General features: G+C 39.8%; 25 protein-coding genes and 1 riboswitch. Of the genes, 12 read left to right on the top strand and 13 right to left on the bottom strand.

The window, feature by feature from the left end; genetic code table 11:
• The first annotated feature begins 16 nt into the window (after positions 1–16).
• Positions 17–967, top strand: coding sequence for a sugar-binding transcriptional regulator (locus ACPEH5_RS01535; RefSeq protein ID WP_210814552.1), 951 nt, complete (start codon positions 17–19; stop codon positions 965–967).
• Positions 968–1064: 97 nt separating this feature from the next.
• Here the strand turns inward: ACPEH5_RS01535 and crcB are convergent, their stop codons facing one another.
• Both crcB and ACPEH5_RS01525 read right to left on the bottom strand, forming a co-directional pair.
• The gene (gene crcB, locus ACPEH5_RS01530; protein ID WP_129465824.1) at positions 1065–1445 is read right to left on the bottom strand and encodes a fluoride efflux transporter CrcB; all 381 of its coding nucleotides are present in this window, start codon (positions 1443–1445) and stop codon (positions 1065–1067) included.
• Between the two features lie 111 nt (positions 1446–1556).
• Positions 1557–1626: riboswitch (Fluoride riboswitch) on the bottom strand.
• Positions 1627–1743: 117 nt separating this feature from the next.
• Positions 1744–2529, bottom strand: a complete 786-nt coding sequence (locus ACPEH5_RS01525) for a helix-turn-helix transcriptional regulator (RefSeq protein ID WP_042844111.1) — start codon at positions 2527–2529, stop codon at positions 1744–1746.
• A gap of 98 nt (positions 2530–2627) precedes the next feature.
• Here ACPEH5_RS01525 and ACPEH5_RS01520 point away from each other — a divergent pair, with 98 nt between their 5' ends.
• Positions 2628–4040, top strand: coding sequence for an MFS transporter (locus ACPEH5_RS01520; RefSeq protein WP_071548013.1), 1413 nt, complete (start codon positions 2628–2630; stop codon positions 4038–4040).
• Positions 4041–4205: 165 nt separating this feature from the next.
• Here the strand turns inward: ACPEH5_RS01520 and ACPEH5_RS01515 are convergent, their stop codons facing one another.
• From ACPEH5_RS01515 to ACPEH5_RS01495, 5 genes are all read right to left on the bottom strand, one after another.
• Positions 4206–5168, bottom strand: a complete 963-nt coding sequence (locus ACPEH5_RS01515) for a sugar-binding transcriptional regulator (protein ID WP_042844114.1) — start codon at positions 5166–5168, stop codon at positions 4206–4208.
• Positions 5169–5330: 162 nt separating this feature from the next.
• Positions 5331–5984, bottom strand: a complete 654-nt coding sequence (gene dhaL / locus ACPEH5_RS01510; protein ID WP_042844115.1) for a dihydroxyacetone kinase subunit DhaL — start codon at positions 5982–5984, stop codon at positions 5331–5333.
• An 11-nt stretch (positions 5985–5995) separates the two neighbouring features.
• On the bottom strand, positions 5996–6997 hold the full coding sequence (locus tag ACPEH5_RS01505; RefSeq protein ID WP_042844116.1) for a dihydroxyacetone kinase subunit DhaK: 1002 nt from the start codon (positions 6995–6997) through the stop codon (positions 5996–5998).
• Positions 6998–7009: 12 nt separating this feature from the next.
• Positions 7010–8281, bottom strand: a complete 1272-nt coding sequence (locus ACPEH5_RS01500; protein WP_226693677.1) for an MFS transporter — start codon at positions 8279–8281, stop codon at positions 7010–7012.
• 128 nt (positions 8282–8409) lie between these two features.
• Positions 8410–9522 (bottom strand): MDR/zinc-dependent alcohol dehydrogenase-like family protein, encoded by a 1113-nt coding sequence (locus ACPEH5_RS01495; protein ID WP_042844118.1) that lies wholly within the window; start codon positions 9520–9522, stop codon positions 8410–8412.
• Positions 9523–9845: 323 nt separating this feature from the next.
• Here ACPEH5_RS01495 and rpiB point away from each other — a divergent pair, with 323 nt between their 5' ends.
• Entirely contained in the window at positions 9846–10298 is a 453-nt protein-coding gene (rpiB, locus tag ACPEH5_RS01490) for a ribose 5-phosphate isomerase B (RefSeq protein WP_042844119.1), read from the top strand.
• 21 nt (positions 10299–10319) lie between these two features.
• Positions 10320–12329 (top strand): transketolase, encoded by a 2010-nt coding sequence (gene tkt / locus ACPEH5_RS01485; RefSeq protein ID WP_042844121.1) that lies wholly within the window; start codon positions 10320–10322, stop codon positions 12327–12329.
• A gap of 98 nt (positions 12330–12427) precedes the next feature.
• Here tkt and ACPEH5_RS01480 read toward each other — a convergent pair whose 3' ends face one another.
• The gene (locus ACPEH5_RS01480) at positions 12428–13192 is read right to left on the bottom strand and encodes an SDR family oxidoreductase (RefSeq protein ID WP_423727018.1); all 765 of its coding nucleotides are present in this window, start codon (positions 13190–13192) and stop codon (positions 12428–12430) included.
• Positions 13193–13685: 493 nt separating this feature from the next.
• Here ACPEH5_RS01480 and fetA point away from each other — a divergent pair, with 493 nt between their 5' ends.
• Both fetA and fetB read left to right on the top strand, forming a co-directional pair.
• Entirely contained in the window at positions 13686–14336 is a 651-nt protein-coding gene (gene fetA / locus ACPEH5_RS01475; RefSeq protein ID WP_042844123.1) for an iron efflux ABC transporter ATP-binding subunit FetA, read from the top strand.
• Between the two features lie 12 nt (positions 14337–14348).
• A complete protein-coding gene (gene fetB, locus ACPEH5_RS01470; RefSeq protein ID WP_042844124.1) occupies positions 14349–15125 on the top strand; it encodes an iron efflux ABC transporter permease subunit FetB in 777 nt (258 codons plus the stop codon).
• A gap of 65 nt (positions 15126–15190) precedes the next feature.
• Here fetB and ACPEH5_RS01465 read toward each other — a convergent pair whose 3' ends face one another.
• Positions 15191–16219 (bottom strand): LacI family DNA-binding transcriptional regulator, encoded by a 1029-nt coding sequence (locus ACPEH5_RS01465; RefSeq protein ID WP_042844126.1) that lies wholly within the window; start codon positions 16217–16219, stop codon positions 15191–15193.
• 237 nt (positions 16220–16456) lie between these two features.
• Between ACPEH5_RS01465 and ACPEH5_RS01460 the strand changes: the two genes are divergently transcribed.
• Together ACPEH5_RS01460 and ACPEH5_RS01455 are read left to right on the top strand one after the other, a co-directional pair.
• Positions 16457–17185 (top strand): SDR family oxidoreductase, encoded by a 729-nt coding sequence (locus tag ACPEH5_RS01460; protein WP_042844127.1) that lies wholly within the window; start codon positions 16457–16459, stop codon positions 17183–17185.
• A gap of 45 nt (positions 17186–17230) precedes the next feature.
• Positions 17231–18859, top strand: coding sequence for an FGGY-family carbohydrate kinase (locus ACPEH5_RS01455; protein ID WP_166685380.1), 1629 nt, complete (start codon positions 17231–17233; stop codon positions 18857–18859).
• Positions 18860–18967: 108 nt separating this feature from the next.
• Here ACPEH5_RS01455 and ACPEH5_RS01450 read toward each other — a convergent pair whose 3' ends face one another.
• Entirely contained in the window at positions 18968–19291 is a 324-nt protein-coding gene (locus ACPEH5_RS01450) for a hypothetical protein (RefSeq protein WP_225832900.1), read from the bottom strand.
• A gap of 1122 nt (positions 19292–20413) precedes the next feature.
• On the opposite strand from ACPEH5_RS01450, the gene ACPEH5_RS01445 reads away from it, so the two are divergent.
• Positions 20414–20704: a hypothetical protein gene (locus ACPEH5_RS01445; protein ID WP_042844130.1), complete on the top strand. Its 291-nt coding sequence runs from the start codon at positions 20414–20416 to the stop codon at positions 20702–20704.
• A gap of 67 nt (positions 20705–20771) precedes the next feature.
• Here ACPEH5_RS01445 and ACPEH5_RS01440 read toward each other — a convergent pair whose 3' ends face one another.
• Complete coding sequence (locus ACPEH5_RS01440) at positions 20772–21665, bottom strand: endonuclease/exonuclease/phosphatase family protein (RefSeq protein WP_071548006.1); 894 nt, start codon at positions 21663–21665, stop codon at positions 20772–20774.
• Between the two features lie 254 nt (positions 21666–21919).
• Positions 21920–22954, bottom strand: coding sequence for a LacI family DNA-binding transcriptional regulator (locus tag ACPEH5_RS01435; protein ID WP_210787273.1), 1035 nt, complete (start codon positions 22952–22954; stop codon positions 21920–21922).
• A 230-nt stretch (positions 22955–23184) separates the two neighbouring features.
• Between ACPEH5_RS01435 and ACPEH5_RS01430 the strand changes: the two genes are divergently transcribed.
• The 3 genes from ACPEH5_RS01430 to ACPEH5_RS01420 are packed head-to-tail and all read left to right on the top strand — an operon-like array spanning position 23185 to position 25208.
• Positions 23185–23631: a PTS sugar transporter subunit IIA gene (locus tag ACPEH5_RS01430; protein ID WP_129465817.1), complete on the top strand. Its 447-nt coding sequence runs from the start codon at positions 23185–23187 to the stop codon at positions 23629–23631.
• Positions 23632–23652: 21 nt separating this feature from the next.
• Entirely contained in the window at positions 23653–23940 is a 288-nt protein-coding gene (locus ACPEH5_RS01425) for a PTS sugar transporter subunit IIB (RefSeq protein WP_042844135.1), read from the top strand.
• 11 nt (positions 23941–23951) lie between these two features.
• A complete protein-coding gene (locus ACPEH5_RS01420) occupies positions 23952–25208 on the top strand; it encodes a PTS ascorbate transporter subunit IIC (protein WP_281111315.1) in 1257 nt (418 codons plus the stop codon).
• A gap of 169 nt (positions 25209–25377) precedes the next feature.
• On the opposite strand, the gene ACPEH5_RS01415 is transcribed toward ACPEH5_RS01420, so the two are convergent.
• Complete coding sequence (locus tag ACPEH5_RS01415; RefSeq protein WP_281111314.1) at positions 25378–25827, bottom strand: GNAT family N-acetyltransferase; 450 nt, start codon at positions 25825–25827, stop codon at positions 25378–25380.
• Positions 25828–25893 lie beyond the last annotated feature (66 nt).

Genomic DNA, 25893 nt, shown 5'->3' with positions numbered 1-25893 from the left:
AAGCAGGAGACAGTCCATGCAGAAAGAATTAAAAAAAATGGAGCAAGCAGCGCGTGCAGCATGGTTATATTTTGTGGCAGGCAAAACTCAACAAGAAATTGCTCATGAACTTGGTTTATCACGACAAGTAGCACAACGCCTTATTTCACTAGCCAAAGAACAAGGCATGGTCCATGTTCAGATCACTCACCCAATTACTGAGTGCCTTAAACTCGCCAATGAAATTCAACAGAAATACCAACTAACACATTGTTGTGTGGTTCCATCAGGCCAGCTTGATACTGGCTCAACCCTCGATATGATTTCAGTGGCTGGCGCTGAATTAATGGAACAATTAATCGAACAAGACAACCCCCAAGTGATCGGTATTGGTTCAGGCCGAACATTACGAAGTATTATTGATGCCCTTCCTTACCTAGAAACCCCGCAACATCAATGTGTTTCATTGATTGGCGCTATCGCTCGGGACAGTTCGGCAACACGTTATGATATTCCACTGCGTTTTGCAGAAAAGCTGCAATGTCGACATTATATCTTACCTGCCCCGCTATATGCAGATAGCCCAGAAGATAAGGCCATGTGGTGCCAACACCGTGTGTATAAGGAAGTAACAGAAAAAGCCTTAAATGCAGACATAACTTTTATTGGTATTGGTGAGGTGGGAAAAGGCTGCCCGCTGAATTCGGAAGGCTTTGTCACCGATGAACAACTGGAAATGTTACTTAAGAAAGGCGTAGCCGCTGAGCTATTAGGCCATTTTATTCAAGCCAATGGGGAAAGGCTATCGACAGCGTTAGATGACACACACACCAGCGTCCCTCTATTTGCACCACCGAATAAACCTGTTATTGCTTTTGCTGGGGGTTCTCATAAAACTCACGCGATACAAGCGGTATTAAATGGCGGTTGGGTCACAGGGTTAGTAACCGATGAAGCCACAGCTCATCATTTATTAGAAAATAATTAAAACAGAAACTCAGGCGATAATGCATCGCTTGAGTTTCTTCTTTTTTATAACGAATCATTCCATTAAAAAATGGTTTGTTCAGTTTATAAGGTTAATATTACCCCTGTGCTAACCAGTGATGACACAGCATACCGAGCAAAGTAAAGACCAACGCGCCAATAACATGGATGGCAATGGTGCTGATGGCAAAGCCAAATTTTCCCTCTTGAATTAAAACGAGCACTTCAAGTGAAAATGTGGAGAAAGTGGTGAATGCACCACAAAAGCCCGTCACAATAAATAACTTATAGGCGGGGCTAATATTGGCGTTGGCAAAATAAGAAATAGCAAAACCAATAACAAAGCCACCCACTAAGTTGACAACAACAGTACCAAGGGGAATATTGGGATAAAAGTGATTAAGTTTCAGGCTAACAAACCACCTTAACCACCCACCGAGAACAGAACCCAGCGCTATTGCAAATAAAGAGGCATACATAGAAACTTCCTTTAATGTCTGGCGGGATAAATGAAAGGAAAGTTTCCTATTAGATCATTCATGCCCTAAATTCAGGGCACATAATACCTACGTACCCTATCTTTTGAAAAGGTTAACGTAGGCATCATCAGCCCTACATGGGCGGTTTTGTAACAGGAGGAATGCCATCTCCCATAGTTCTACATAAAATCATAATGTTATTTATTATATTATGTGAACTCTTTTTAAAAACATACTCCTAAATAATTCAAGTTGCAACTCGTCAAGGCGAGAGATTAAAAAGAAGTAAGCATATAATTTATTTAGGAATATAAACTAATAGTCGATTCCCTTTTTCAATATCAAACGTCAGTGATGTGTAGTCATAATGTTCTAAATTTCCTTGATAAACCAATTCACGGACACCAGTACAAGGCTGATAAATCTCATGCTTATTCCATAATTGATTAAATAGCGCAGATTGCCCCACCAGCGTTTTTACTAATGTTTTGATATTAGGGTCATTTTTAGTCAAAGCATAATCACGACGAAAACTTGCGAGTAACTGTTTAGCGACTAACGGCCAATCCGCAAACCGTTCTTGATAGCGAAGGTCGGTGAATAATAAATAAAGAAAATTACATAAATACGGTTCAGCTTCGGAAAAATGAAAATAATCATCAGCACGTGAATTATAAGCCAGTACATCCCAATGCAAATTAAGCACATAACATAAATAGTTATCTGGAAAATCAGTGATCATTTTTGAAATTGCCGAAGGCACACAGTGTTCTGTATTTCCAGTCGCTATAGGCTCTCTGTTATGCGTAAGTAGATAAAGATGCTGGCGTTCAGCCGTATTTAAATTAAGTGCATTTGACAGGTTATCAAGAAATTGCGTTGAAACCCCTATCTCTCGGCCCTGTTCAAGCCATGTGTACCACGTCAAACCAACACCAGCGAGTGCGGCAACTTCTTCTCGGCGCAATCCTGGCGTTCGACGGCGAGTTGTGCGTGGTAAACCGACTGATTCAGGAGAGACACTTTCACGTTTTTGCTTTAAAAAATCAGCCAACTCAGGGCGGTTACGTTCTCTATTTTTCATAGCCTATTGCTTTTAGTAATAGTATAACTAGTTAAATTGTATCAGGATAATGCATTCATTATAGTCCCCATTTATTTGTCTGTCTAAATGGGAAAAATATGAACCGACACCAAAGTATTGCGCTATTTGTTTTATTACTGGCAGGTTTTGTGACAATTTTTGATTTGTTTGTTGTCAATGTAGCCATTGTAAGTATCCAGCAATCATTGAATGCCAATCTGACACAAATCACTCTCATCATTGTCGGCTATGAATTAGCATTTGGGCTGCTGCTGATCACGGGGGGACGATTGGGCGATATTTATGGCAAAAAAAGCTTATATCGTGTCGGAATGACGCTGTTTACAATCACCTCTCTACTTTGCGCTTTAGCACCAACGGCATCTTTATTAGTCACTTCTCGGTTTCTACAAGGGTTATCTGCTGCCTTATTGTTCCCTCAAGTCTATTCCAGTATCCGCATTAATTTTAATGAGCAGACAGCTAAAAAAGCCTTTGGCTATCTGGGAATGAGTTTAGGATTGGCCGCTATTGCTGGGCAAGCTTTAGGGGGTTGGTTAATTACACTCGACCTGTTTGGCTTAGGCTGGCGGACAATTTTTCTAGTCAACCTCCCCATTGGTGCGGTAGCTGTTTTTTTATCGGGTTTTCTACTTGAAGGCCATCGAATGAAAGTGAATTTAGATTGGTATGGTGTATTCCTGTCCAGTAGCGGTATTTGTTGCGCATTATTTCCATTACTCATGCTACCCGTCTGGGGATGGTCAACGATAGGCACAGTATTACTCATTAGTGGGATTATGCTTCTTACCTTATTCGTCTATCAAGAAAAACGATTAGAAAAGCAAGGAAAAGCACCGTTATTTACCCTATCCATTTTAACCCATCGTGACTTTGTCATTGGGCTTTTGGTTGTCATGAGCGTGTACGCAACATCATCTGCTTTCCCTTTGATGCTATCGTTGCTACTGCAAAAAGGCATGGGCTTAACCCCGTTTTTATCCGGTTTAATATTTGTTCCTTCAAGTATTGGTTTTGTTATCTCATCAATTATAACGCCATATTGGACCCGTCGTTATGGTGACCGAGTCATATTTTGGGGGGCCATATTCTACGCAATAAGTTATGTGCTACTCCTGATAGCATTGTATGCTTTTTCATTAAACAGCCCAGTGGAATGGCTATCTCCAATATTATTCTTCATCGGCTTTACACAAGGCATGATTATGACGCCAATGTTAAATCTCGTGTTAGCAAAAGTCACCCCTGAGCTTGTCGGCCAAGCATCTGGTTTTACCGCAACACTACAACAAATTGGCGCGGCGATGGGGGCGACAAGTGTTTCGGTCATTATGCAATATGCATTGGCGGCTATGCCAAAACAATTACCATTTGAACAATTAAAATGGGCCATCAGTTGGGGGCTAGGGTTTAATGTATTGATGGCAATCTGTGCCGCTGTTTTGTTATTGATGATCACTGGGCGGTTGACCTTGCTGTATAAAAAATAGCTTACAGCACGGTTTCGCTATCAACGTAGCTCTCGGCATGGTGGTTTGCTTTTACAGCATCACCATGCCGCTTAAAAAAGACAAAATCAATCACCCTTAGGAGGATTGTCATGTGCCATAGGCTCACCAACAGAGTTATTGCTTATTTAAGATAGGTCTCGTCCATTATTGGGACATTTTTAAAATCGTCCGCACATTGCTGGCACTAGTGGCGATAATATCAATCGCCCCAGTACGTAAGGCCCCCATGATCGCCATCGCTTTTGATGACTCAGATGCAATCGCAATTACACAGGGGATTTTTCTCAGCTCATCAATACTTAAACCAATCACCCGGTCATTCATGACAGTGTCTACATGTTGCCCTTGTGCATTAAAAAAATCATAACCCGCAATATCCCCAATAACCCCTTGATTTAAGCTGGCATCAACAATTTCACGAGGCGTAAACCAACCTAGCTTAACCATATAGCTGTCTTCATTCATGTCACCAATACCAATCAACGCTATATCCGCTTTACGGGCGCGATCTAAGGTTTCCTTGATGGTGCCGTTTTTCATGAATGACTGTTTTAATTCGTTATTTTCAACATAGGCTGGTGCATATAAGGTTTCACTGGTTCCACCAAATTTTTTCGCTAATCGGCGGCTGATATGGTCTGCATTAATCGAATCACCAGGGCGATGAGTCCCGCCTATCCCACAGATAAAACGGCAATCTTTTTCAGGTACAGCTCCTCCGCTGTCTGCCACAACCGCCACATTGCGCCCTTGCCCTACAGTAACAATCATATTGTCGCGTAATGTGGTTGATAAATAATTGGCAACCAACGTCCCAACTTGATAGCGTTGCTCTTCTTCATCTGGATGGTCTAATGCGATTAATGCACGGGATATTGGAAAACGGGAGAGTAATTGTTGCTCTAACTGAGTACTAAAAATAGGATGATAGCGTACGTTGATCTCAACAATGCCTTCCTCTTTGGCACGCTTTAATAGGCGCCCCACCTTAATCCGCGATATACCAAACTTATTGGCGATCTCTTCCTGAGTAATTTCATCACGATAATACGCTATCGCAATTTCAGTGAGTAGCTCGATATCGGAAGATGTTTGTGATCTATCCATAAGATAGTGGTTTCCTCTTTATTGGTGTTAATCGCAACAAGGATAATAAGGTTTTAGTATAGCGTTTCTAGTGGCAATTAATAAGTAAGTTGTAAAATAGAGTGGATATATACGCCTAAACAACAGTGACGTATATATCCATATAATGACTAGGTTAGGTAATCAGGCATTAGCTAGAGCAGCTTGTTTTTCGACACTTTGAGCCAATTGACATAACAAGAGACAGCAAGAGGTTGCTCCCGCATCTAACACGCCTCTTGAACGCTCACCTAAACGGCTTGCACGACCAATTTTTGCCACTAAATCCAATGTGGAATCACGCCCTGCAATCGCAGCTTCTTGCATTGCGTCAAGCGCTTGTTTAAAGCTTTTACCTGATGTTGTCGCTTCTTCGAATGCTTGGGTCGCGGGGATCAACGTGTCCATTAAACACTTATCACCAACAGTGGCACTGCTGATATCTTGTAATTCAGATAACCCATTTTGCAGCATGGCGAGAAAATCTTGTTGCGTTAGCTCTGTTTTACCTGAAATGCTGTCAGACATGCCCATAAAGAAGCTACCATACAACGGCCCCATTGACCCGCCAATACCTTCCATCAACGCATCTGAAATTTCTTCAAACCCTTCACTCAATGATAGTTGACGACCTTCTATTGCCTTGGCACATAAATTGAAACCTTTTGCCATATTGATCCCATGGTCACCATCACCAATAGCACCATCAATTTCGCTCAGGTATTCACGATTTGTCACAATAATATTCACTAAATCAAGGGTTACTTCACTGCCACAATCCGTTGATATAACTTGCATAACTGGCTCCTTTACTTAACCTGAGTTAAACCTAATGAATACGCAGGTACATCCATCAGTGTTTTTAATTCATCATCTACCTTCATTAAGGTTAGAGTAACGCCCATCATTTCTAATGAAGTAAAGTAATTACCTACGTAATTGCGAACAATGCGCACACCTTTCTCACTCAATTGTTTTTCAACTTCTGCGTAGTAAATATACAGTTCCATTACGGGAGTCGCGCCCAATCCAGAAACTAGCACCACGACTTCATCCCCTTGTTTTGCCTGCATATCATCTAAGATTGGCGTTAACATGGTTTGAGCCATTTGTGCAGCAGATTGAATTGGCATGATTTCAATACCCGGCTCACCATGGTGCCCAATGCCTAATTCCATCATGCCATCTTCAATATGAAAATTAGGATGCCCTACCGCTGGAATGGTACAAGACGTTAGACCGACACCAATAGAATGGCAGTTATTAATAGCTTTTTGCGCTGCGCCAATCACGCCATCTAGGTCATAACCTTTACTGGCGGCGGCGGCACCAACTTTCCACATTAAAATTTCACCGGCTACACCACGACGCTTTTCTTTTTCGCTGGCGGGTGCTGAGGCAACATCATCGGTTGCCACCACCGTTTTAATTTTCATGCCCGCTTTTTCAGCTTTTTTCATCGCCATTTTGACGTTCATGTTATCGCCTGCATAGTTGCCATATAAGCAAGCAACACCAGCGCCACTGTCAGCCGCTTTAAAGGCATCTAAGAATGCGCCTGCGGTTGGTGAGGAAAAAATTTCGCCAATCGCCACCGCATCTAGCATATTTTCGCCAACATAACCTAAAAATGCAGGTTCATGACCAGAACCCCCGCCGGTGACAATCCCTACTTTTCCTGGTACTGGCGCTTGTGGATATTTTAAAACCCGAGCGTTCTCCGTTTGCGCAAAATATTCAGGGTGCGCTTTCAAATAGCCTTGAATCGCATCTTCAACAACAAGATCAGGTTCATTAATGATTCTATTCATAATTCCCTCAATTTACTTATTTTCTGGTGTTAGCTGCATCTTTGCTGACTGTTCAAGCAGTTCTTGCGGTACAGTGATAAATTTCATCAGTATCGCACTAAATAAATAAAGCCCTGAGAAGATCCAAATCACGCCCAATGCCCCAACACTACTAATGAATATCCCTACTAATGCTGGACCAACAAAGGTACTTAACCCAGCACCTAAGTTAAGTACTGACATTGCGGCACCTTTGTTTTCAGGAGCTAGCGTTGGCATGATAGCTGAAAGTGGCACATATCCTGCCAAGCATGCGCCAAACAAACCGGCGGCAATCATCATCAGGGTATAACTGTGACCGAAATAGTACGGTACGTAATAAAACATTAGGGTACAAATCATACAACCGACACAACCGAACCAAATCACAATATTGCGCCAACCAATTCGGTCACTCACAACACCAAAAATAAGGTTAAAGGCAATATTGACAGTCCAAAGTGCGGCATAGATATGTAACCATTCTGTTCGAGAAAAACCAAAGTCAGCGAGAAACATTGGCATGAAGATCACAAAACCATATGCCGCTGATGTGTTAATGGTTCTTACAATGCCCCCTAAACCGATTTTAGGGTTTTCAAATGCGATGGTAATTCCTTTAAATAAATAGCTGAGCGAAACTTTTTCTTTTGGTTTTTCTTGTACATCGCCCGCTTTATTGCGATTGAGCGCTATCGCTATAAATGCCCCAATAGTGACAAATATCAGCCCACTCCATAACGTCGCCATTTCACCGAGAATAGGTAATGCATAACTTGAATACATCACGCCTAATACACCTAGCCCGCCACTATAAACGAACCAGAAAATTCCGACGGCTGAACCTAATTTTTTAATAGGTGCTTCATACGCTACCCAAACTAAAAAACCATAAGCAAACATTGGATAACCAAACCCGCGTAAGGCATAAGTTGGGACCATGATAGATAAACTATTGCTTGGCAGCCCGACGGATAAGAAAATAACCGAGCCAATCACAAACATCACAAAGCCAAAAATCATCACTCGACGCGCCGTATAAATCTCAGCAAGCACCCCTGATAACCATGCGGCAACCGCTGCAAAAAAACCATATACACTAAAAAGTAATGAAGATTCTTCAATACTCATTCCACGGCTAATAATAAAAGGCGATAGCCAACCTTGTTCTAGCCCTTCCCCCATCATAAAGATAAGGACGCCAAAATAGCCAAGTAGTAACTTTGGTGAAAAACCCGTTACTTTAGACAATTTATTGATTATCATATCGTTAACCTCAGTGCTTGTTCGCTGGGTTAGGACCTGAATAACAAGCCTTGGTAGGGTGACATTTATTCAGGTCCAATTTTTATCGTTATTTTTTATTTCGCGTTTAATTTGAACCGGCTACAGCATTATAGGTTCGGGTCTAAAACCACTTTAATATGCGGGTCACCTTTCGCCATCATAGAAAAGCCTTCTGCGAATTTTTCTAATGGTAAGATATCAGTGACGACACCTTTTGTTGGGAAATCACCATTACCGATACCTTCAATGACTAACGGGTAGCAATATGGGCCTAGGTGAGAACCTAATAAGTCCAGTTCCTTACGGTCGCTAATAATGCTCCAATCAACGGTCACTGGGTCTTTAAATACAGAGAACTCGACAAATGTTCCAAGTTTACGGATCATTTTCAGCCCCTGTTCTACAGATTTTGGTGCGCCTGTCGCTTCAATGTAGATATCGCAACCGTAGCCTTCCGTCATGTCTTTAACGATTTTATCCACATCATCACGTTTCGGATTCAATACGATATCCGCGCCAAATTCTTTTGCTAGTTCAAGGCGTTTATCAAAGAGGTCTAAAACAACCAGTTTTCCAGCACCAGACTTTTTAATCGCACCAATCATTCCTAAGCCTAATGTTCCTGCGCCTGAAAGTACTACCACATCCCCCAATTTGACATTGGCGCGCTGCACTGCATGTAAGGAGCAAGCATAAGGCTCAATCAAAATGGCATCTTCAATTGGCATATCAACAGGAACATGGTAGTTAATCGCTTCTTTAGTGAATTTCATGTATTGAGCCATACCGCCATTCACATTTTTTTGGAAGCCATACAGGTCATGTTTTTCACACATCCAATATTCACCACGTTTACAAAAACGGCACTCCCAACATGGGACGATTTGTTCGGAAATAACACGGTCGCCCAATGCAAAACCTTCTACCTTTGAACCAAAACCAACAACATGACCAATAAACTCATGCCCTGGGATCATCGGCGCTTTAATATACGCAGGTTGTTCATCATCCCCCCAAAAACTTGGGGCACCTTCGAAGGCTTTCACATCACCTGCACAAATACCGCAAGCTTCTACACGCACTAGAATTTCTTCTTCACTAATTTTTGGCACATCCACCGTTTCTAAACGGTAATCTTTCGGTGCATAAGCAACCACGGCTTGCATTTTTTCTGGGATGCCTGCGCTCATCGTTGCTTTTGAATCACAGTGTTCACACATAGTTCTATCCTCGGCGGTTTGTAAAATGAACATAAGTTCAATGAAGATACAAATTAACCATACCTTCTTTTCTTTATCCTTGCCCATAACCAGATTGTCAAAGTGTGATTTAGAGCAAATATTCTTATAAAATAGCTTTTAAACGACTACTTTTCGCTATTTATCGAAAAAAAATGTAATTTAAAGCCCTAGATCACAGAATCAAGCATACCAAAAATAAAAACATATGTTCACCTATTGATTATTTGTTCATAAGATCCTATTTTCTATTTAGTACAATTGAATAGTTAATGAACATTTGTTCAACCATAAGGATCTCTATCATGCTATCTATTGCCATTGGTGCTGATGACGCTGCATTTGAAATGAAAGATTTAATTAAAGCTCACTTAAAAGAGCTAAATATTGAAGTGACAGATTACTGCTTAAAGACTGGGGTTGAAGATGAAATGTACCCCGACGTTGCTCATGCCGTCGCCACCGCCATCACACAAGGTAAACACCAACGCGGAATTTTAATTTGTGGCACGGGTATTGGGATGTCTATCGTAGCCAATAAAGTTGCGGGGATACGTGCAGCGCTTTGCCATGATACTTACTCAGCAGAGCGGGCACAAAAAAGCAATGACGCGCAAATTATCACTTTCGGAGCACGGGTAATAGGCCCCGAATTAGCCAAAATAATCGTCGACACATGGCTAGCTTCCCATTATGAAGGGGGACGTTCAGCACCCAAAGTAGCCCGTATTAGTGAATATGAAAATGGGGAACGTTAGTTTTAATTTGGGAGTTTTGTTATGTGCACACAAACACAAAATAAATTAGCAAATGCAATCCGCTTTCTTTCAATCGATGCTGTACAACAGGCAAATTCGGGTCACCCAGGTGCCCCTATGGGGATGGCAGACATTGCTGAAGTATTATGGAGAGACTACTTACAACATAACCCAGCCGACCCCTGCTGGCCTAATCGCGACCGTTTTGTGTTATCAAATGGCCACGCCTCAATGTTGCTATACAGTTTGCTTCATTTAACGGGCTATGATGTTTCTATCGAGGACTTAAAGCAGTTTAGACAATTACATTCAAAAACACCTGGTCATCCTGAATTAGGCTACACACCGGGAGTTGAAACCACCACAGGCCCTCTGGGACAAGGTATTGCTAATGCAGTAGGAATGGCTATCGCGGAAAAAACACTAGCGGCTACCTTTAACCGCTCAGGTTTCCCTGTTGTCGATCATTTTACTTATACTTTCCTCGGTGATGGCTGCTTGATGGAAGGGATTTCCCATGAGGTTTGCTCTTTAGCAGGGACTCTTAAGCTCAATAAGCTGATTGCTTTTTATGACGATAACCAGATCTCTATTGATGGTGATGTACAAGGCTGGTTTACCGATGATACCGCACAACGCTTTGAAGCCTATGGTTGGCATGTTATTAGAGCCATTGATGGGCATTCGCGTCCTGCAATTAAAGCCGCGATTGAGCAAGCCCATCAACAAACCTCTAAACCAACATTGATTATTTGTCGCACCACTATCGGATATGGCTCCCCCAATAAAGCGGGAACAGCGAGTTCACATGGTGCTCCCCTTGGGAACGATGAAATTGCATTAACGCGTCAACAATTAGGCTGGGAGTACCCACCTTTTGAAATCCCTGAAGAGATTTACCAACCATGGAATGCAATAGAGCGTGGTGCTGAACAGCAATTACGTTGGGAACAGGCTCTACGGGAATATGCCAAGCAATATCCAGAATTAGCCCTTCAATTAAACCAGCGCTTATCAAACCAACCCACCGGATCATTTAGTTCAGTTATCAATGAGTACATTCAGCACCTGAATAATAACCCAGCAGAAATTGCCACTCGTCAGGCTTCACAAAATGTTCTCAATATTATCGGCCCTGTTTTACCTGAGCTAATGGGTGGCTCGGCAGATTTAGCGCCGAGTAACCTGACTTACTGGTCAGGCTCAAAACCTATCAATGAATATCCTGCGGGTAATTATATTCATTATGGTGTACGGGAATTTGGCATGACTGCCATTGCCAATGGTATTGCATTACACGGAGGGTTTCGCCCTTACACCGCAACCTTTTTGATGTTCTGTGAATATGCTCAAAATGCGGTACGCATGGCCGCCTTAATGAAATTACCGCAAATTCTGATTTACACCCATGATTCGATTGGCTTAGGTGAAGATGGACCGACTCATCAACCGGTCGAACAATTAGCCGCATTGCGGGCTACTCCCAACCTTTCCGTATGGCGGCCCTGTTGCCAAGTAGAAACCGCAGTTGCTTGGCAACAAGCCATACTGCAACAAAATAAGCCGACGGCCTTAGTCCTTTCAAGGCAAAATCTCCATCAGCACTCACGTACCTCTGAGCAACTTACCTGTATCCAGCGTGGGGGGTATATTTTACGAAGTAATAGCCAATCACCTGAGTTATTGTTAATTGCGACGGGCTCTGAGGTCACCTTGGCGGTTGAAGCCTGGCAGGTTTTAACCGCACAGGGTTTTAACGTCAATGTTATATCAATGCCATCCACTGATACTTTTGATAAACAACCTGATGAATATAAACAACAGGTTTTACCTAATCATGTTCGTCAACGTATTGCCATTGAAGCTAGCATTGATGATTACTGGCGTAAATATGTTGGCTTGGATGGGTTAATAATGGGAATGAATAGCTTTGGCGAATCTGCACCTGCTAAGCAGTTATTTGACTATTTTGGTTTCACTGTTGAAAAGCTAATTAGTATGTCACTTTCATTATTACAGGCCGATAAATAATTAAAGCTAAGTTTTATTAAAATTCGTTATCCTACTTTGTAATTATTATTACAAGCCAAATAATAACATTATTATTTGGCTTATTTTTAATTAGATAATTATTGAATACTATATCCACCATCAATAACTAAATTATGTCCAGTGATCATATCAGATGCATCACTGGCTAAAAATAACGCACATGCCGCAATTTCTGACGGTTCAGCAAAACGTCTAGCAGGAATTTTTTCTTTCATTTCATCACCTTTCTCCCCTTCCCATGCTTTTTTACCTAATTCCGTCATCACAATAGTTGGAGAAATTGCATTAGTTTGTATCCCTTTAGGGCCCCACTCCAGCGCTAATACTTGAGTTAAGCCAATGATCGCTGCTTTACTGGCACAATATGCGGCATGCTGATCTAAAGCAATGACCCCTGCTTGGGAAGCCATATTAATTATCTTCCCTTTTCCTTGTTTAATCATGATATTACCAACTGACTGACAAACAAGAAAGGTACCTTTTAAGTTCACATTCATGGTTAAGTCCCAATCAGACTCAGCTAAATCTTCCGCAGGGGCTAATGCCACAATCCCCGCACTATTTACAGCAATATCCAATGAGCCATAATGCTGTAAAACCTGTTGAACCATTTGTGAAACTGACTCAGAATTTGTGATATCACATTGAATACCTAAGCTATTTCCTAGCGTTTTAGCTACCTTAGTAACCTTTTCTGATTTATCAACTAAGGCAACTTTAGCCCCTTTCTCGGCATATAACTGAGCAATGGCGAGCCCAATACCTGCGGCTCCCCCTGTGATCACGGCCACTTTACCATCAAGAGAAAAGTTGGTGTTATATCCACTAAATTTTTTCATTATAATTCCTTAACATCATGATGTGATATTTAATAAAAATATAATATGAATACGATGGTGAAACTGAAACACCATGATATTCGATGAGAGTTAATTAATATTTAGTTTTACTAATATAATAGTGTTACAGGTTTAAATCTATATTTATAATTTATAAAAATGAGCCACTTCTCATATTATTAGAAATGAAAAATAAGATTAAGAACATTTGTTCATAATTAAATTCAAACTGATTATTTGTTTATATTAACATGAGTATTTAATCCATTTTTTCGATAGCACAATGACAGATTATAAAACAATCATAGTCCCCTATTGATAGTCCTTTAACCACTATCTGCATAATACAGTATAAATTTAGCAATAACTGGCGCATAATATTAGTTATATCTAAATTGATATTGAACAACGTAAATGTACTGTCATCAGATAAAATAATGGAATGGGTATCATTCGCGTTAAACTGCGTATTTTAGTTAAATAGGTCATTGATAATATGGAACAAAACCATTTACTGCTACAATTGAAGGATATTGGTTATACCATTGATGGGAAAACAATTCTCGATAATGTGCAGATTAACCTACAAGCAGGTGATTTCAAATTAATCACAGGGCCTTCCGGTTGTGGAAAAAGCACCTTATTAAAAATAGTGGCATCTTTAATTTCCCCCACTCAAGGTTCGATCACCTTCAAGGGAAAAGATATCAATACTATTTTACCAGAAACCTATCGCCAACAAGTTTCATACTGTACGCAAACGCCTGCTTTATTTGGCACAACAGTATATGATAATTTGGCATTTCCATACCAAATAAGAAAGTTACCTTTCAATAAAGATAAGATAATAAGTGACTTAAACTATTTCTCACTGCATGAAACTATTTTAGAAAAAGGTATCAATGAGCTTTCTGGTGGGGAAAAACAACGTATTTCTCTTATCCGTAACTTACAATTTTTACCGCAAATTTTGCTATTAGATGAAATAACCAGTGCCCTTGATGAAGAAAATAAAATCAAAGTAAATGAATTTATTCACCACCTTACCACTGATAAAAAAATCGGGGTGTTGTGGGTAACCCATGACCAAGATGAAATATCTCATACCAATGAGGTTATTACCCTTCCCATTCATCATGAAGAATAATAGGATATTACTGTGCACCAACCAGCCATCTCCAATGAATCACTAACATTTTCGGTCATGTTAGTTTTAGTGGCTATTTTTATTAGCCATAAAGAAAAACTTTCCCTAGAAAAAGATATAATTTGGAGTACCTGTCGAGCTATCATCCAGCTACTAATAGCGGGTTATATCTTAAAATACATCTTCAATGTTGATCATAAACTGCTCACCATCGCCTTAGTCATGTTTATTTGCGTTAATGCTGCGTGGAATGCCAAAAAAAGAAGTAAGTATATTGATAAAGTTTATGTTACGGCATTAATAGCGATTACATCTGGTACATTCCTAACGCTGCTTATCCTAATATTATCCAACGCAATAGAATTTACGCCTATGCAAGTCATCCCTATAACGGGCATGATAGCCGGGAATGCGATGATAGCCGTAGGATTATGCTTTAATAACCTTGGTCAACGTTTTGCCAGCCAACAGCAACAAATCCAAGAAATGCTGAGCTTGGGAGCAACACCGAAAGTGGCTTCTGCTTCCATAATCCGCGATAGTATTCGCGCATCATTAATCCCCACGGTTGATTCAGCTAAAACAGTTGGAATTGTTAGCCTTCCCGGCATGATGTCGGGGTTAATTTTTGCAGGCGTTGACCCACTGCAAGCGGTCAAATACCAAATTATGGTGACATTTATGCTACTGGGAACCGCCAGCCTTTCAACTATCTTGGCCGGTTATATGACTTATACGAAGTTTTATAATCAACGGCATCAACTCTTAGTCACAACACTCAATAAGTAATTCGCCATAGCCCGCCTGTAAGTTAATTTTGTGCAGGCGGTTTCAATCATCATTATTAGCTTGGATTAGCTTATTCCTACTGGCAAGACTTCAATCAGTTGAGCTTGGCTATTTTCGTTATCAATTAAATTAAAAATATGATTAAGCATAGTAGGCACATCTTGTTTAACCATTTCAATATCATTACCTAGCAATGCAACAAATGGGTCCCAGTCGAAACAACCTAAATTAGGTTGCTGTAACCCAGTATACCCTTTATGCCCTAACCAACGCATCACTCCTTCTAATGAAATTGTTGAATTAATAAATAAGCCGCATTCCGCTATCTTTTGCGGGTCATTATTATGCTGCTTAAAGAAAACAGAGAGCGCTTTTTCTGCTTTTTCAGGCGCATAGCCACAAGCCAAAATATTTTCACTGGGGACATCTATGCTTAGCTCGCGATGGGCATCAATAAACCCGCGAATACGCTCGCGAGTATTATGATCATGCTCACGTCCACCAATAAAAATTAGAGCGGCGCCCTGTATAAGTGGCGTTTTTTGTTTGCGCAAAATACGTTGGGTTAGCGTTTTCGCCCCGAGATAATTGTCTGAAATGACCGAAGGCGCCAATGTGCCCGGCAAGTCTAAATTCAAAGTAGGCACGCCGGAGACTTGGCAGATTTCCGTAATTTTATCGGGGTTGGTTGCCCCTGTCGAAATCAACCAATCCACCTGATATGAAAGCATAGCGCGTGCCGCTTCAATTTCGAGTTTAGGATCACGTCGCGTACAGGTGATAATAGGAAATAGCCCTCTTTCACGTGCCATTTCCTCAAAATGCTCAACAATTGAACCGAAATAACGGTTGTCATATTTGGGTACTAACATGCCGATAATTTTAGACTTATTGCTGCGTAATAAGCTGGCCTGCTTATTTACAGAATAATTTTGTTCTTCCGCGATACGCATTACTTTCTGTGCAAGCTGTGCGCTAATCCGCCTTTTTTGCCAATTTCCATTGAGTACAGCACTCACCGCACTGGCTGAAACCCCCGCTAATTCTGCAAGGTCGTAGATCGTTGTTTTCTTATTTTGTCTGATCTTTGTCACAGATTCATATCTCCATTTTTTACTAGCTTGACACCAAAGTAGAAAAGTCGCAATACTGCTACATCGATTGAGCAGAACTGAAATTGATGAATTCTGAGCTGATATAAAACAAAAAAATATTATCAGTCTTTCATATGTAGCCACCTATCCGTTCCTGTGACTCATTGTCATTTCATTGATTTCACAATGCTTTTTATTCTTATATTTCCGCTAAAATACCCAATTGGAGTAAAAATTATGGCTATTTCCATTGAAAACAAAGTCGCAGCAATCACAGGTGCCGCTTCTGGTATCGGTCTTGAGTGTGCTCGTACACTGATCAAAGCAGGCGCTAAAGTCGTTTTGATAGACCGTGCTGAAGAAAGATTGAATCAACTCGTGGCTGAACTTGGCGAAAACGCTATTCCATTAGTCATCGATTTGATGAACCCCAAACAAGTTGATGGGATGTTAGATGAAATCCTAAAAAAAGCAGGTCGTTTAGATATCTTCCATGCCAATGCGGGTGCCTATATTGGTGGGCCCGTTGCTGAAGGCGACCCCGATGTATGGGATAAGGTATTGAATTTAAATATTAATGCAGCTTTTCGTAGTGTTCGTGCCGTATTACCACATTTTATTGCTCAAAAGTCTGGCGATGTATTATTCACCAGTTCAATCGCTGGGGTCGTTCCTGTGATCTGGGAACCAATTTACACTGCATCAAAATTTGCCGTTCAAGCGTTTGTCCATTCTACACGCCGCCAAGTCTCTGAGCATGGTGTGCGTGTTGGTGCAGTATTACCAGGCCCTGTTGTCACCGCACTACTCGACGATTGGCCGCAGGAAAAAATGGATGAGGCATTAGCTAATGGCAGTTTAATGCAACCGATTGAAGTGGCTGAAGCCGTTTTATTCATGTTGACGCGCCCCAAAAATGTCACTATCCGTGATTTAGTTATCGTTCCAAATAGCGTCGACCTCTAACCTACCAACTTGTCATAGATTACAGCCCACATCTTGGAGGAAAAAATGAGTAATCCAACGACCTCATTAAATAATAATGACAATGTCGTTATTGGTATTGATGTTGGCACCGGTAGCGCGCGTGCCGGTGTTTTTGATATGGCTGGTAATATGCTAGCCTCAGCCAAACATGATATTTCACTTTTTCGCGATAGCGCTAATTTTGCGGAACAGTCGAGTAATGAAATATGGGAAGCAGTTTGTTACTGTGTCAAACAAGCGATCACCTCTTCTAATGTAAAACCACAACAAGTGGTTGGAGTCGGTTTTGATGCAACCTGCTCACTGGTCGTCATTGGACACGATAAGCACCCGATCACTGTTAGCCCGTCGAATGACCCTGAACGTAACATCATTGTGTGGATGGATCATCGAGCGACTGAACAAGCAGAGCGTATTAACCAGTTAAAACACCCCGTTTTAAATTATGTGGGCGGCAAAATTTCTCCAGAAATGGAAACACCAAAGATATTGTGGTTAAAAGAAAATTTACGCCAAACCTATGATAACGCATGGCAGTTTTTTGATTTAGCTGATTTTTTGACATGGAAATCAACGGGTTCACTGGCACGCTCAACCTGCACCGTCACCTGCAAATGGACCTACCTTGCCCATGAAAAACGTTGGGATGCTGATTATTTCCAACAAGCTGGTTTATCTGAACTGGTCGAAGAAAATTTCTCCCGCATTGGGCAACAAATCGTTGAGCCGGGCACGCCTTGTGGTTCAGGGTTAACAGAACAGGCCGCACAGCAAATGGGCTTACTCGCAGGCACTCCTGTTGCTGCCGGTATGATTGATGCTCATGCAGGAGGGATTGGGACTGTAGGTGTGAACGGTGATGCAACTGCAAATATGGCCTATGTATTTGGTACCTCTTCATGCACCATGACAACCACCAAAGAACCTGTTTTTATACCTGGGGTCTGGGGGCCTTATTATAGCGCTATGGTTCCTGGTATGTGGTTAAACGAAGGGGGACAAAGTGCCGCTGGTGCTGCAATAGACCAACTGCTTTCATTACACCCAGCCTCAGCGCAAGCTCAAATAACAGCCAAAGGACAAGGGAAATCATTACCTGTCATGCTAGCAGATTTAGTTCTAGAAAAAGCTGATTCTCCTTCTCAATCCGTTGAACTAGCACAAAAAATACATGTTGTCCCAGAATTTCTAGGTAACCGAGCGCCTTTTGCCGATCCACATGCAAGAGCTGTGATTGCAGGTTTAACAATGGATAACAGCATGGAAAATTTACTGTCTTTCTATGTTGCCGGTGTTTGTGGTATTGGGTATGGTTTGAGGCAAATTATTGAAGCACAAGCTAAATCAGGTGCTTCAATCGAAAATATCGTTGTTAGTGGTGGAGCGGGTCAACACCCACTAATCCGCCAATTACTTGCAGACGCATGTGGTGTGCCAGTTATTTCAACCCGAGCAAGTGAACCTGTATTGCTGGGTTCCGCTATCCTAGGTGCTGTTGCAGGAAAAGTCTGTAATGATGTCGCACAGGCTATGAATAAGTTTAGTGCGATTGATTTAACTTACCACCCGAATAAGGCCTATAAAGCGCATCACGATATACGGTTTGCGTCTTTTTTACACTTACAGAAATGCGCTAGAGAGTTAAAAGGTTAAATAACTATTAGCTAGCCTTATAATGAAGAAAGCCGCTTTATGGCTTTCTTCTCTCTGTTCCCTGTTTATTTGTATGTTGAACGGATAAAAAGCCCTTACCGACTAATCTCAAAAGCAATATTTTTGCCATAATGCATTTACCATCTCCATCGGTAATAAGTCATAGTCCCCTTCAACCATTGGAATAGACATTGTGACTCTACCATCATTATAGGTATACGCTTTCACAATAAATTTTTTGTACCCTTCTAACTTAGCATTTTTTACGCGAAAAACTTCGCCACAAACATAGCCTAAGTCCCCTTTGTCTGCTGTTTGCCGAATAAAATTATATTTCACTCCTTTAAATGACGCAGATTCAGGATAAGACAAGTAATCTTCCACACTACTTTTTGCCATTTTTACCAAATCAGGTGTTGGTGCATAATTCATCGTTACTCCTAAAATAAAAGAGCACCCAGTTAACAATAAGATTGTGAGCAACTTTATGATATTCATGTTTTTAAGCTCTCATAAACGCAATGACACAGCCAATTGACCAAAATGACACAACAGTACTTCTCTCAAAAATACCTGAGTAGTTATTTTTAGCTAATTGTAAGTAAATAAGAATTAATTTAATAATAGATGGTACTACCTACTTAAGAATACCTTATTAGACAACCGCATTTGACCTAATCGCTATTTTCCGTAATAGTAATAATCTACGTAAATAGACACAACTAGTTTCATATAGGTTATTCGTATTTATACTTTATTTTACCCATCACATGAGTAAGTATACCAGCATTAAGCTAAAAATATAAATAGTACCCGAAAGATTAACTGTTTCAATTTGTATTTTTTTCACAAAAAGCGTTTCTCTTTTATATGATAGAAACAATAATTGGACTTAATTGTTAATTATCATTTAATAGTAATCACTTCAAATATATTATTAAACAATTCGAATTAAGAATTAGTGTGTCTAATTGTTAATAAACTCATATAATGCGTATATAGACTCAGTATATGAGTAAATTATTTATTTATTTTATTATTGAGTAATTTTATAAATAAGATTATCTCTTCCAAGAAAAACACACAAAAAATAAAAGTAAATATAAATCAATAAATTACAACCAAAAGGAAAGTTAGGTTATCTTCTTCTACTAGTTTCATAAGTAGCGTCATTACCTTTCCATTATCAATATTATTTTACATCCCATATTGCCCACAGCCCAAAAAACCAAAACAAAAAATATCGTAATGAATTGATTAATAATTGAAAATTATCGATAATGAGATTGCAATGAGCATTTTGAAAGTGATAAAAAACAGATTAATACAATAATTTAACAAATAAACCATAAGAATATTTAACGATATCATTATGATTTAAATCTTGTGTGTACCTCAAACATCTCCCAATTCGTCTAGTTAAACTAACCCAAATTACAGAATATTCCTATAAAAATCCCCTATTAAACTAATACATAAAATTTTCCGACTAAAAATGACAAATTTAAATTTCAAATTCAGGTAGCATTGCCTTCCAAAGAAAAAGGGTATGCCATGACACAAATTCAATTACTTTTGCTTGCAACCAACAATATAAAAAACAATACAGACCTAAGCCATTCTCAAGAATCTTATGTTTACCAATACTATTATGCTAATGTGGCTAATCAGTTTGGTTGTATTAAAAGCTATATTGCTGAGTTTATTAAACAAACCTCTTCCGCCTTAGATAATGACCCACAGTTATCGGAACAACGTCAACAAATATATTCAACCGTTGAACGTTATTTGGAAATAGCTGAAAAACGTTATATTCAGAGACAGAAATTGCTTCAGAAAAAATGAAAGTACAGATGTAACAAAGGCCTGCAAATGAGGCCTTTACCGATACAACTCCGTTTTACCTACCTATCTACTGCTCTTGTAACTCCAATTCCGCTATCACTGGCAGATGGTCACTGACACTTGACCATTGAAACTCTTCGCTATCCGTTGGTATTTGCATTTCATTTACATTCCACACTTGCCCTTTAAATGTAAAAATGTGGTCTATGTCAATCGCTGGATTAACTGCTGGCCAACTACGATAATCCGTCCCTTTTTTCTCAACGGGCTGCCACATATAACGGATTTCTTGAATAGGTTGTTCATTAGCCGTTGAGTTAAAGTCACCAGCTAATATTTTTATTGATGCAGCTATATTATCAAAACCAGTGTCTGTATCCCCAATGCTCGCATCTAAAATATGACGAACCTGCCCAATACGCACTGTTGGGTCTTTTTGCCAATCAAGATGAGTCCCCATTATAATAATTGGCGCATCAAAACCCGGTTTTGTTATCTGAGATAATAATACAACACGTTGCTCCGCATCGCCTGAAGGCAAGTTAATGACTTTTGATTTTTCAATTTTATATTTTGATAAAATTCCTACGCCATATTCACCACCATCAAAATCTAATGCTTTACCAAATGCAAAGTGCATCTTGTTAGCCTTAGCGATTTCCTCCAGTTGATTAACATGTTTACTGCGCGCCGTTTTGTTATCAATTTCGGTTAAAACAATGACATCTGCATCAATTCTCGCAATTGCTTTATTTAAAGCATCGAAATTTTTCACATCTGATGCCAACTCGTTCTTTCCGATATTATAAGTTGCAACTTTAATCGTAGGCTTATTCGCGGTATAGACCTTATTCGGCGTACCTCCGTCTTGCACCTTAAGTACTTCAGACCCCGTGGTTGTTGCTAATGCACCGCAAGAAACTAAAATTGCGGTAGAAATAACTGTTTTTAATAATTTCATTATATTTCCCCTGCTATTGTCTAAAGCTATAAAGAGGTCAATACCCGTCAAAAGTCTAAACTTAAGTACAGGTGAAATATGACCTACTAATATACTGTAGCAAGGAATAAGAATGATGCAGTGACCAAGTCGACAATCTTATTTTGAGAGGCAAAAAAACAATCTTTTTTAGAACAAAAAAGTGACTTATTATAGAATTTCTTGTTTAAGAGACAGTTAAATAACAAAATAGTGTGACTAAATCGATAGCCCCCCTATGCACTTTGCCTAGCTTCGAACTTATAAGGGAAAATGACTTCTTCTTGTCTCTGTGAAAGATCACCGTCAGTATCCGCTAACCATCTTTGCAACTTCTTGGCAGCTTCTCTCGCCATTTTGCTATAATCAATGCGTACCGAAGTCAAGGATGGGTGAATATGGTCGCAATTTGCGGACCCTTCAACACAAGCAACAGCCAACATTTTCGGCACTTTAATCAAGCGCCTTTGACATTCAAAAATAACCCCTAACGCAATCATTTCGTGGCTACAAATCACAGCCTCAAGTTCAGGCTGACGAGTTAGTATTTCGCTAATCGCCTGACGTCCAAAATCCATGGTAGCAACATAAGGAGTCGTAATGCTTTGATCTGCACTTTGGTTATATTCGAGCATGGCCTTATTCCAGCCACTTAGTTGCTGGCTTTGCATTTTATTATCCATTTGAGCCCCAATATAGCCTATCTTCTTATACCCTTTTTGTAACATATAATGTGTTAAAAAATTAACCGCTTCCCCTATATTACTTTTAATATTCAATGTAAATGGATGACTCCCTCCCCCAGCAACACTGATAACAGGTATATCTACATTTTTAAGGTAGGTGTATACCCCCTCTGAATTAATCGCACCAAAAATGATCAAGGCCGCAGGGTTACTCTGTAATAATGTAGATAAAACTTCAGATTCTTTTTTCTGCTGATAATCATGACTACCAATGACAACTTGATAATTATTTTTATTCAAAACCTCTTGTAATGATTGCAGAAATACTGAACTAGCATTATCACGTAACGACGGAATTAAAACGGCGACTGTTCGGCTTTGGCCTGACGCCAAAATACCCGCAGCTGAATTTGGAATATAACCCAGTTCTTCAACTGCCTCGTTGATTTTTTCACGTAATTTGTCTGAAACCAATTCAGGCGTACGAAGCGCTCGGGATACTGTCATTGACCCAACACCTGCATATTTTGCAACATCTTGCAGCGTGACTCGCCCTGTATTTTTTCTTTTTCGTGTTTTTTCCATAAAATACTTTTAATTAGCCTAAACTTATTATTAACCCGAGTAACTTACCATAGGTTGAATTTGTTAATCAGCCAACAAGTGTCCTGAATTAGTATTTGTTCGCTATTTTTATTCAAAATGATAGCGCTATCACGAAAATGAAAGTTTAAGCTAGATAGCGCTACCATAGATCACTACTATTCATTCAACCATTAAAAAAGATAAAAATTCAGCATACCAGGAGTAACTCTATGCTAACGACATTACTGACCCCTAACGTCATTCAGGTCGTCGAAAGCGCCACTGATTGGCAAGATGCGATAAAAATCGCCTGTAGCCCTTTGGTTAATAATAAATTCATCGAACCAAGATATATTGATGCCATTATTAAATCACATAAGAAAATTGGCCCTTATTATGTATTAGGACCTGGCATTGCGATGCCACACGCACGCCCAGAAGATGGCGTAAATCAATTATCACTAGGTTTAACTGTTATTAAACAAGGCGTTGAATTTGGTTCTGAAGGCAACGACCCAGTTAAGTTATTAATTGTTCTCGCAGCAACAGATAGCAACAGCCACATTGGCGCTATCGCAAAGTTGGCGGAGCTTTTTGATAATCAAGAAGATATAGACAGCATCATGCAATCAGAAAACGTAGATGACATTCTTAGCATCATCGCTAAATATGAATAATTAAATATTAAGGTAAATATTATGAAAATCACTGTTGTTTGTGGAAATGGTTTAGGCACAAGTTTGATGATGGAAATGAGCATCAAAAATATTTTGAAAGACTTACAAGTAAGTGCTGATGTAGATCACGTCGATTTAGGCTCAGCAAAAGGAACTGTAAGCGATATTTTTGTAGGAACAACTGACATTGCAGAGCAATTGGTTGCCCAACAAGTCGGTGGCGAAATCGTAGCGCTCGATAACATGATTGACAAAGTCGCGATGAAAGAACGCCTGTCTGTTGCTTTACAAAAACTTGGTGCAATGTAAGCGGAGGCACTATGTCATTTTTTCGTTTTCTGATGCAGGATGTTTTATCTGAACCTGCTATTTTAGTCGGTTTAATCGCCCTTATCGGTTTAATAGCGCAAAAAAAACCGGTGACTGAATGTATTAAAGGCACCATTAAAACCATCATGGGTTTTGTCATTTTAGGTGCAGGTGCTGGTCTAGTCGTAAGCTCATTAGGTGATTTTTCAGCTATTTTCCAACATGCATTTGGTATAAATGGTGTTGTACCGAATAACGAAGCAATTGTTTCCATTGCACAAAAAAGCTTCGGCCGTGAAATGGCAATGATTATGTTCTTTGCGATGTTAATCAATATTTTGATTGCTCGTTTGACGCCTTGGAAATTCATTTTCTTAACCGGTCATCATACCCTATTCATGTCAATGATGATTGCAGTGATCTTAGCTACAGCAGGAATGGAAAGAACCTTACTGGTTACTGTAGGCTCACTGATTGTTGGTTTCTGTATGGTCTTTTTCCCAGCAATCGCTCACCCCTACATGAAAAAAGTCACGGGCTCAGATGATGTTGCAATCGGCCATTTCTCGACAATTTCTTATGTATTGGCCGGCTTTATTGGTAGCAAATTCGGTAATAAAGAACACTCTACCGAAGATATGAATGTACCAAAAAGCTTATTATTCCTACGTGATACTCCAGTCGCCATTTCATTTACCATGTTCATTATCTTCATTATTACTTGCTTATTTGCAGGTGGTGATTTTGTACGTGAAGTCAGTGGCGGTAAAAATTGGTTCATGTTCTCATTGATGCAATCTATTACATTCGCTGCGGGTGTCTATATTATTCTGCAAGGTGTGCGTATGGTTATTGCCGAGATAGTTCCTGCATTTAAAGGGATTTCTGACAAATTAGTACCAAATGCAAAACCCGCTTTAGACTGCCCAGTAGTATTCCCATATGCCCCAAATGCTGTATTAGTAGGCTTTTTAAGTAGTTTTGCAGCAGGTGTTTTAGGCATGTTTGTATTGTATGCATTAAACATGACCGTCATTATTCCTGGTGTTGTCCCACATTTCTTCGTCGGTGCAGCCGCTGGGGTATTCGGTAACGCAACAGGCGGCCGTCGCGGGGCTATTTTAGGTGCGTTTGCTCAAGGCTTGTTGATTACTTTCTTACCTGTATTCCTATTACCTGTTCTGGGTGATATTGGTATTGCTAACACTACATTCAGTGATGCTGACTTTGGTGCAATCGGAATTTTATTAGGTATTATTGTTCGTTAAAACACATAAACTCCCCAATATTGTTATACTATTGGGGAGTCATTGATTAATCCAGAAACATTAAGCATCACAGCAACTCCTTGATTACGATATAGCACAACTATCAAATAACTATCACAAAAATACAAATTAGAGCTACCACCTTAGCGATAAAGCCTGACTTTAATGCCTATAGGTTCAAAGCATATATATGCTCACCATCAATAATCTCACCAGTAAAGCTGAACCCATGACTGCAATATATTTTTTTAGCAATCATATTTTCCTCATCTAACCCAAGAGAGATTCTTCGTATTCCTAAGCTATTTAAATACACCAAAATTGCAGAAAAAGACTGTTTTCCTAAACCTTTACCAAGGTATTTATAATCCAACATAAAACGACAAATAAAAGCATGAGTTGGCTGTTCATCAACTATTTTGTACATAAAAAAGCCAATTAATTTATCATCCCAATAAAGTGCTTTGGGGATATATTCCGGATAATAGTGAGACTCCGCTATTGAGTATGCATTGCAACATACGTGCTCTTCTAATACGATAGCAATACCATTTTTATTTGATGTAAGTTCACATACATCCCAAAAATTGAGTTTTGTTATTTCTTCAATATGAACCATAGATATTTTACCTAATTTTTAATACCGCTAAATACCGGTTAATTTCTGTTGTTAAATAATCGGGGA

It is taken from the genome of Providencia sp. NPDC089933 (genome assembly GCF_049545585.1).
Classification (GTDB): domain Bacteria; phylum Pseudomonadota; class Gammaproteobacteria; order Enterobacterales; family Enterobacteriaceae; genus Providencia; species Providencia huashanensis.
The sequence above is the reverse complement of the archived record's forward strand: the minus strand, read 5'-3'. Positions and strand labels throughout refer to the sequence as shown.

Bases quoted from the DNA above. Each gene is read 5' to 3' on its own strand.
- ACPEH5_RS01535 (WP_210814552.1), top strand. From the start codon at position 17: ATGCAGAAAGAATTAAAAAAAATGGAGCAAGCAGCGCGTGCAGCATGG.
- crcB (WP_129465824.1), bottom strand. From the start codon at position 1,445: ATGTATGCCTCTTTATTTGCAATAGCGCTGGGTTCTGTTCTCGGTGGG.
- ACPEH5_RS01525 (WP_042844111.1), bottom strand. From the start codon at position 2,529: ATGAAAAATAGAGAACGTAACCGCCCTGAGTTGGCTGATTTTTTAAAG.
- ACPEH5_RS01520 (WP_071548013.1), top strand. From the start codon at position 2,628: ATGAACCGACACCAAAGTATTGCGCTATTTGTTTTATTACTGGCAGGT.
- ACPEH5_RS01515 (WP_042844114.1), bottom strand. From the start codon at position 5,168: ATGGATAGATCACAAACATCTTCCGATATCGAGCTACTCACTGAAATT.
- dhaL (WP_042844115.1), bottom strand. From the start codon at position 5,984: ATGCAAGTTATATCAACGGATTGTGGCAGTGAAGTAACCCTTGATTTA.
- ACPEH5_RS01505 (WP_042844116.1), bottom strand. From the start codon at position 6,997: ATGAATAGAATCATTAATGAACCTGATCTTGTTGTTGAAGATGCGATT.
- ACPEH5_RS01500 (WP_226693677.1), bottom strand. From the start codon at position 8,281: ATGATAATCAATAAATTGTCTAAAGTAACGGGTTTTTCACCAAAGTTA.
- ACPEH5_RS01495 (WP_042844118.1), bottom strand. From the start codon at position 9,522: ATGTGTGAACACTGTGATTCAAAAGCAACGATGAGCGCAGGCATCCCA.
- rpiB (WP_042844119.1), top strand. From the start codon at position 9,846: ATGCTATCTATTGCCATTGGTGCTGATGACGCTGCATTTGAAATGAAA.
- tkt (WP_042844121.1), top strand. From the start codon at position 10,320: ATGTGCACACAAACACAAAATAAATTAGCAAATGCAATCCGCTTTCTT.
- fetA (WP_042844123.1), top strand. From the start codon at position 13,686: ATGGAACAAAACCATTTACTGCTACAATTGAAGGATATTGGTTATACC.
- ACPEH5_RS01460 (WP_042844127.1), top strand. From the start codon at position 16,457: ATGGCTATTTCCATTGAAAACAAAGTCGCAGCAATCACAGGTGCCGCT.
- ACPEH5_RS01455 (WP_166685380.1), top strand. From the start codon at position 17,231: ATGAGTAATCCAACGACCTCATTAAATAATAATGACAATGTCGTTATT.
- ACPEH5_RS01450 (WP_225832900.1), bottom strand. From the start codon at position 19,291: ATGAATTATGCACCAACACCTGATTTGGTAAAAATGGCAAAAAGTAGT.
- ACPEH5_RS01445 (WP_042844130.1), top strand. From the start codon at position 20,414: ATGACACAAATTCAATTACTTTTGCTTGCAACCAACAATATAAAAAAC.
- ACPEH5_RS01440 (WP_071548006.1), bottom strand. From the start codon at position 21,665: ATGAAATTATTAAAAACAGTTATTTCTACCGCAATTTTAGTTTCTTGC.
- ACPEH5_RS01435 (WP_210787273.1), bottom strand. From the start codon at position 22,954: ATGGAAAAAACACGAAAAAGAAAAAATACAGGGCGAGTCACGCTGCAA.
- ACPEH5_RS01430 (WP_129465817.1), top strand. From the start codon at position 23,185: ATGCTAACGACATTACTGACCCCTAACGTCATTCAGGTCGTCGAAAGC.
- ACPEH5_RS01425 (WP_042844135.1), top strand. From the start codon at position 23,653: ATGAAAATCACTGTTGTTTGTGGAAATGGTTTAGGCACAAGTTTGATG.
- ACPEH5_RS01420 (WP_281111315.1), top strand. From the start codon at position 23,952: ATGTCATTTTTTCGTTTTCTGATGCAGGATGTTTTATCTGAACCTGCT.
- ACPEH5_RS01415 (WP_281111314.1), bottom strand. From the start codon at position 25,827: ATGGTTCATATTGAAGAAATAACAAAACTCAATTTTTGGGATGTATGT.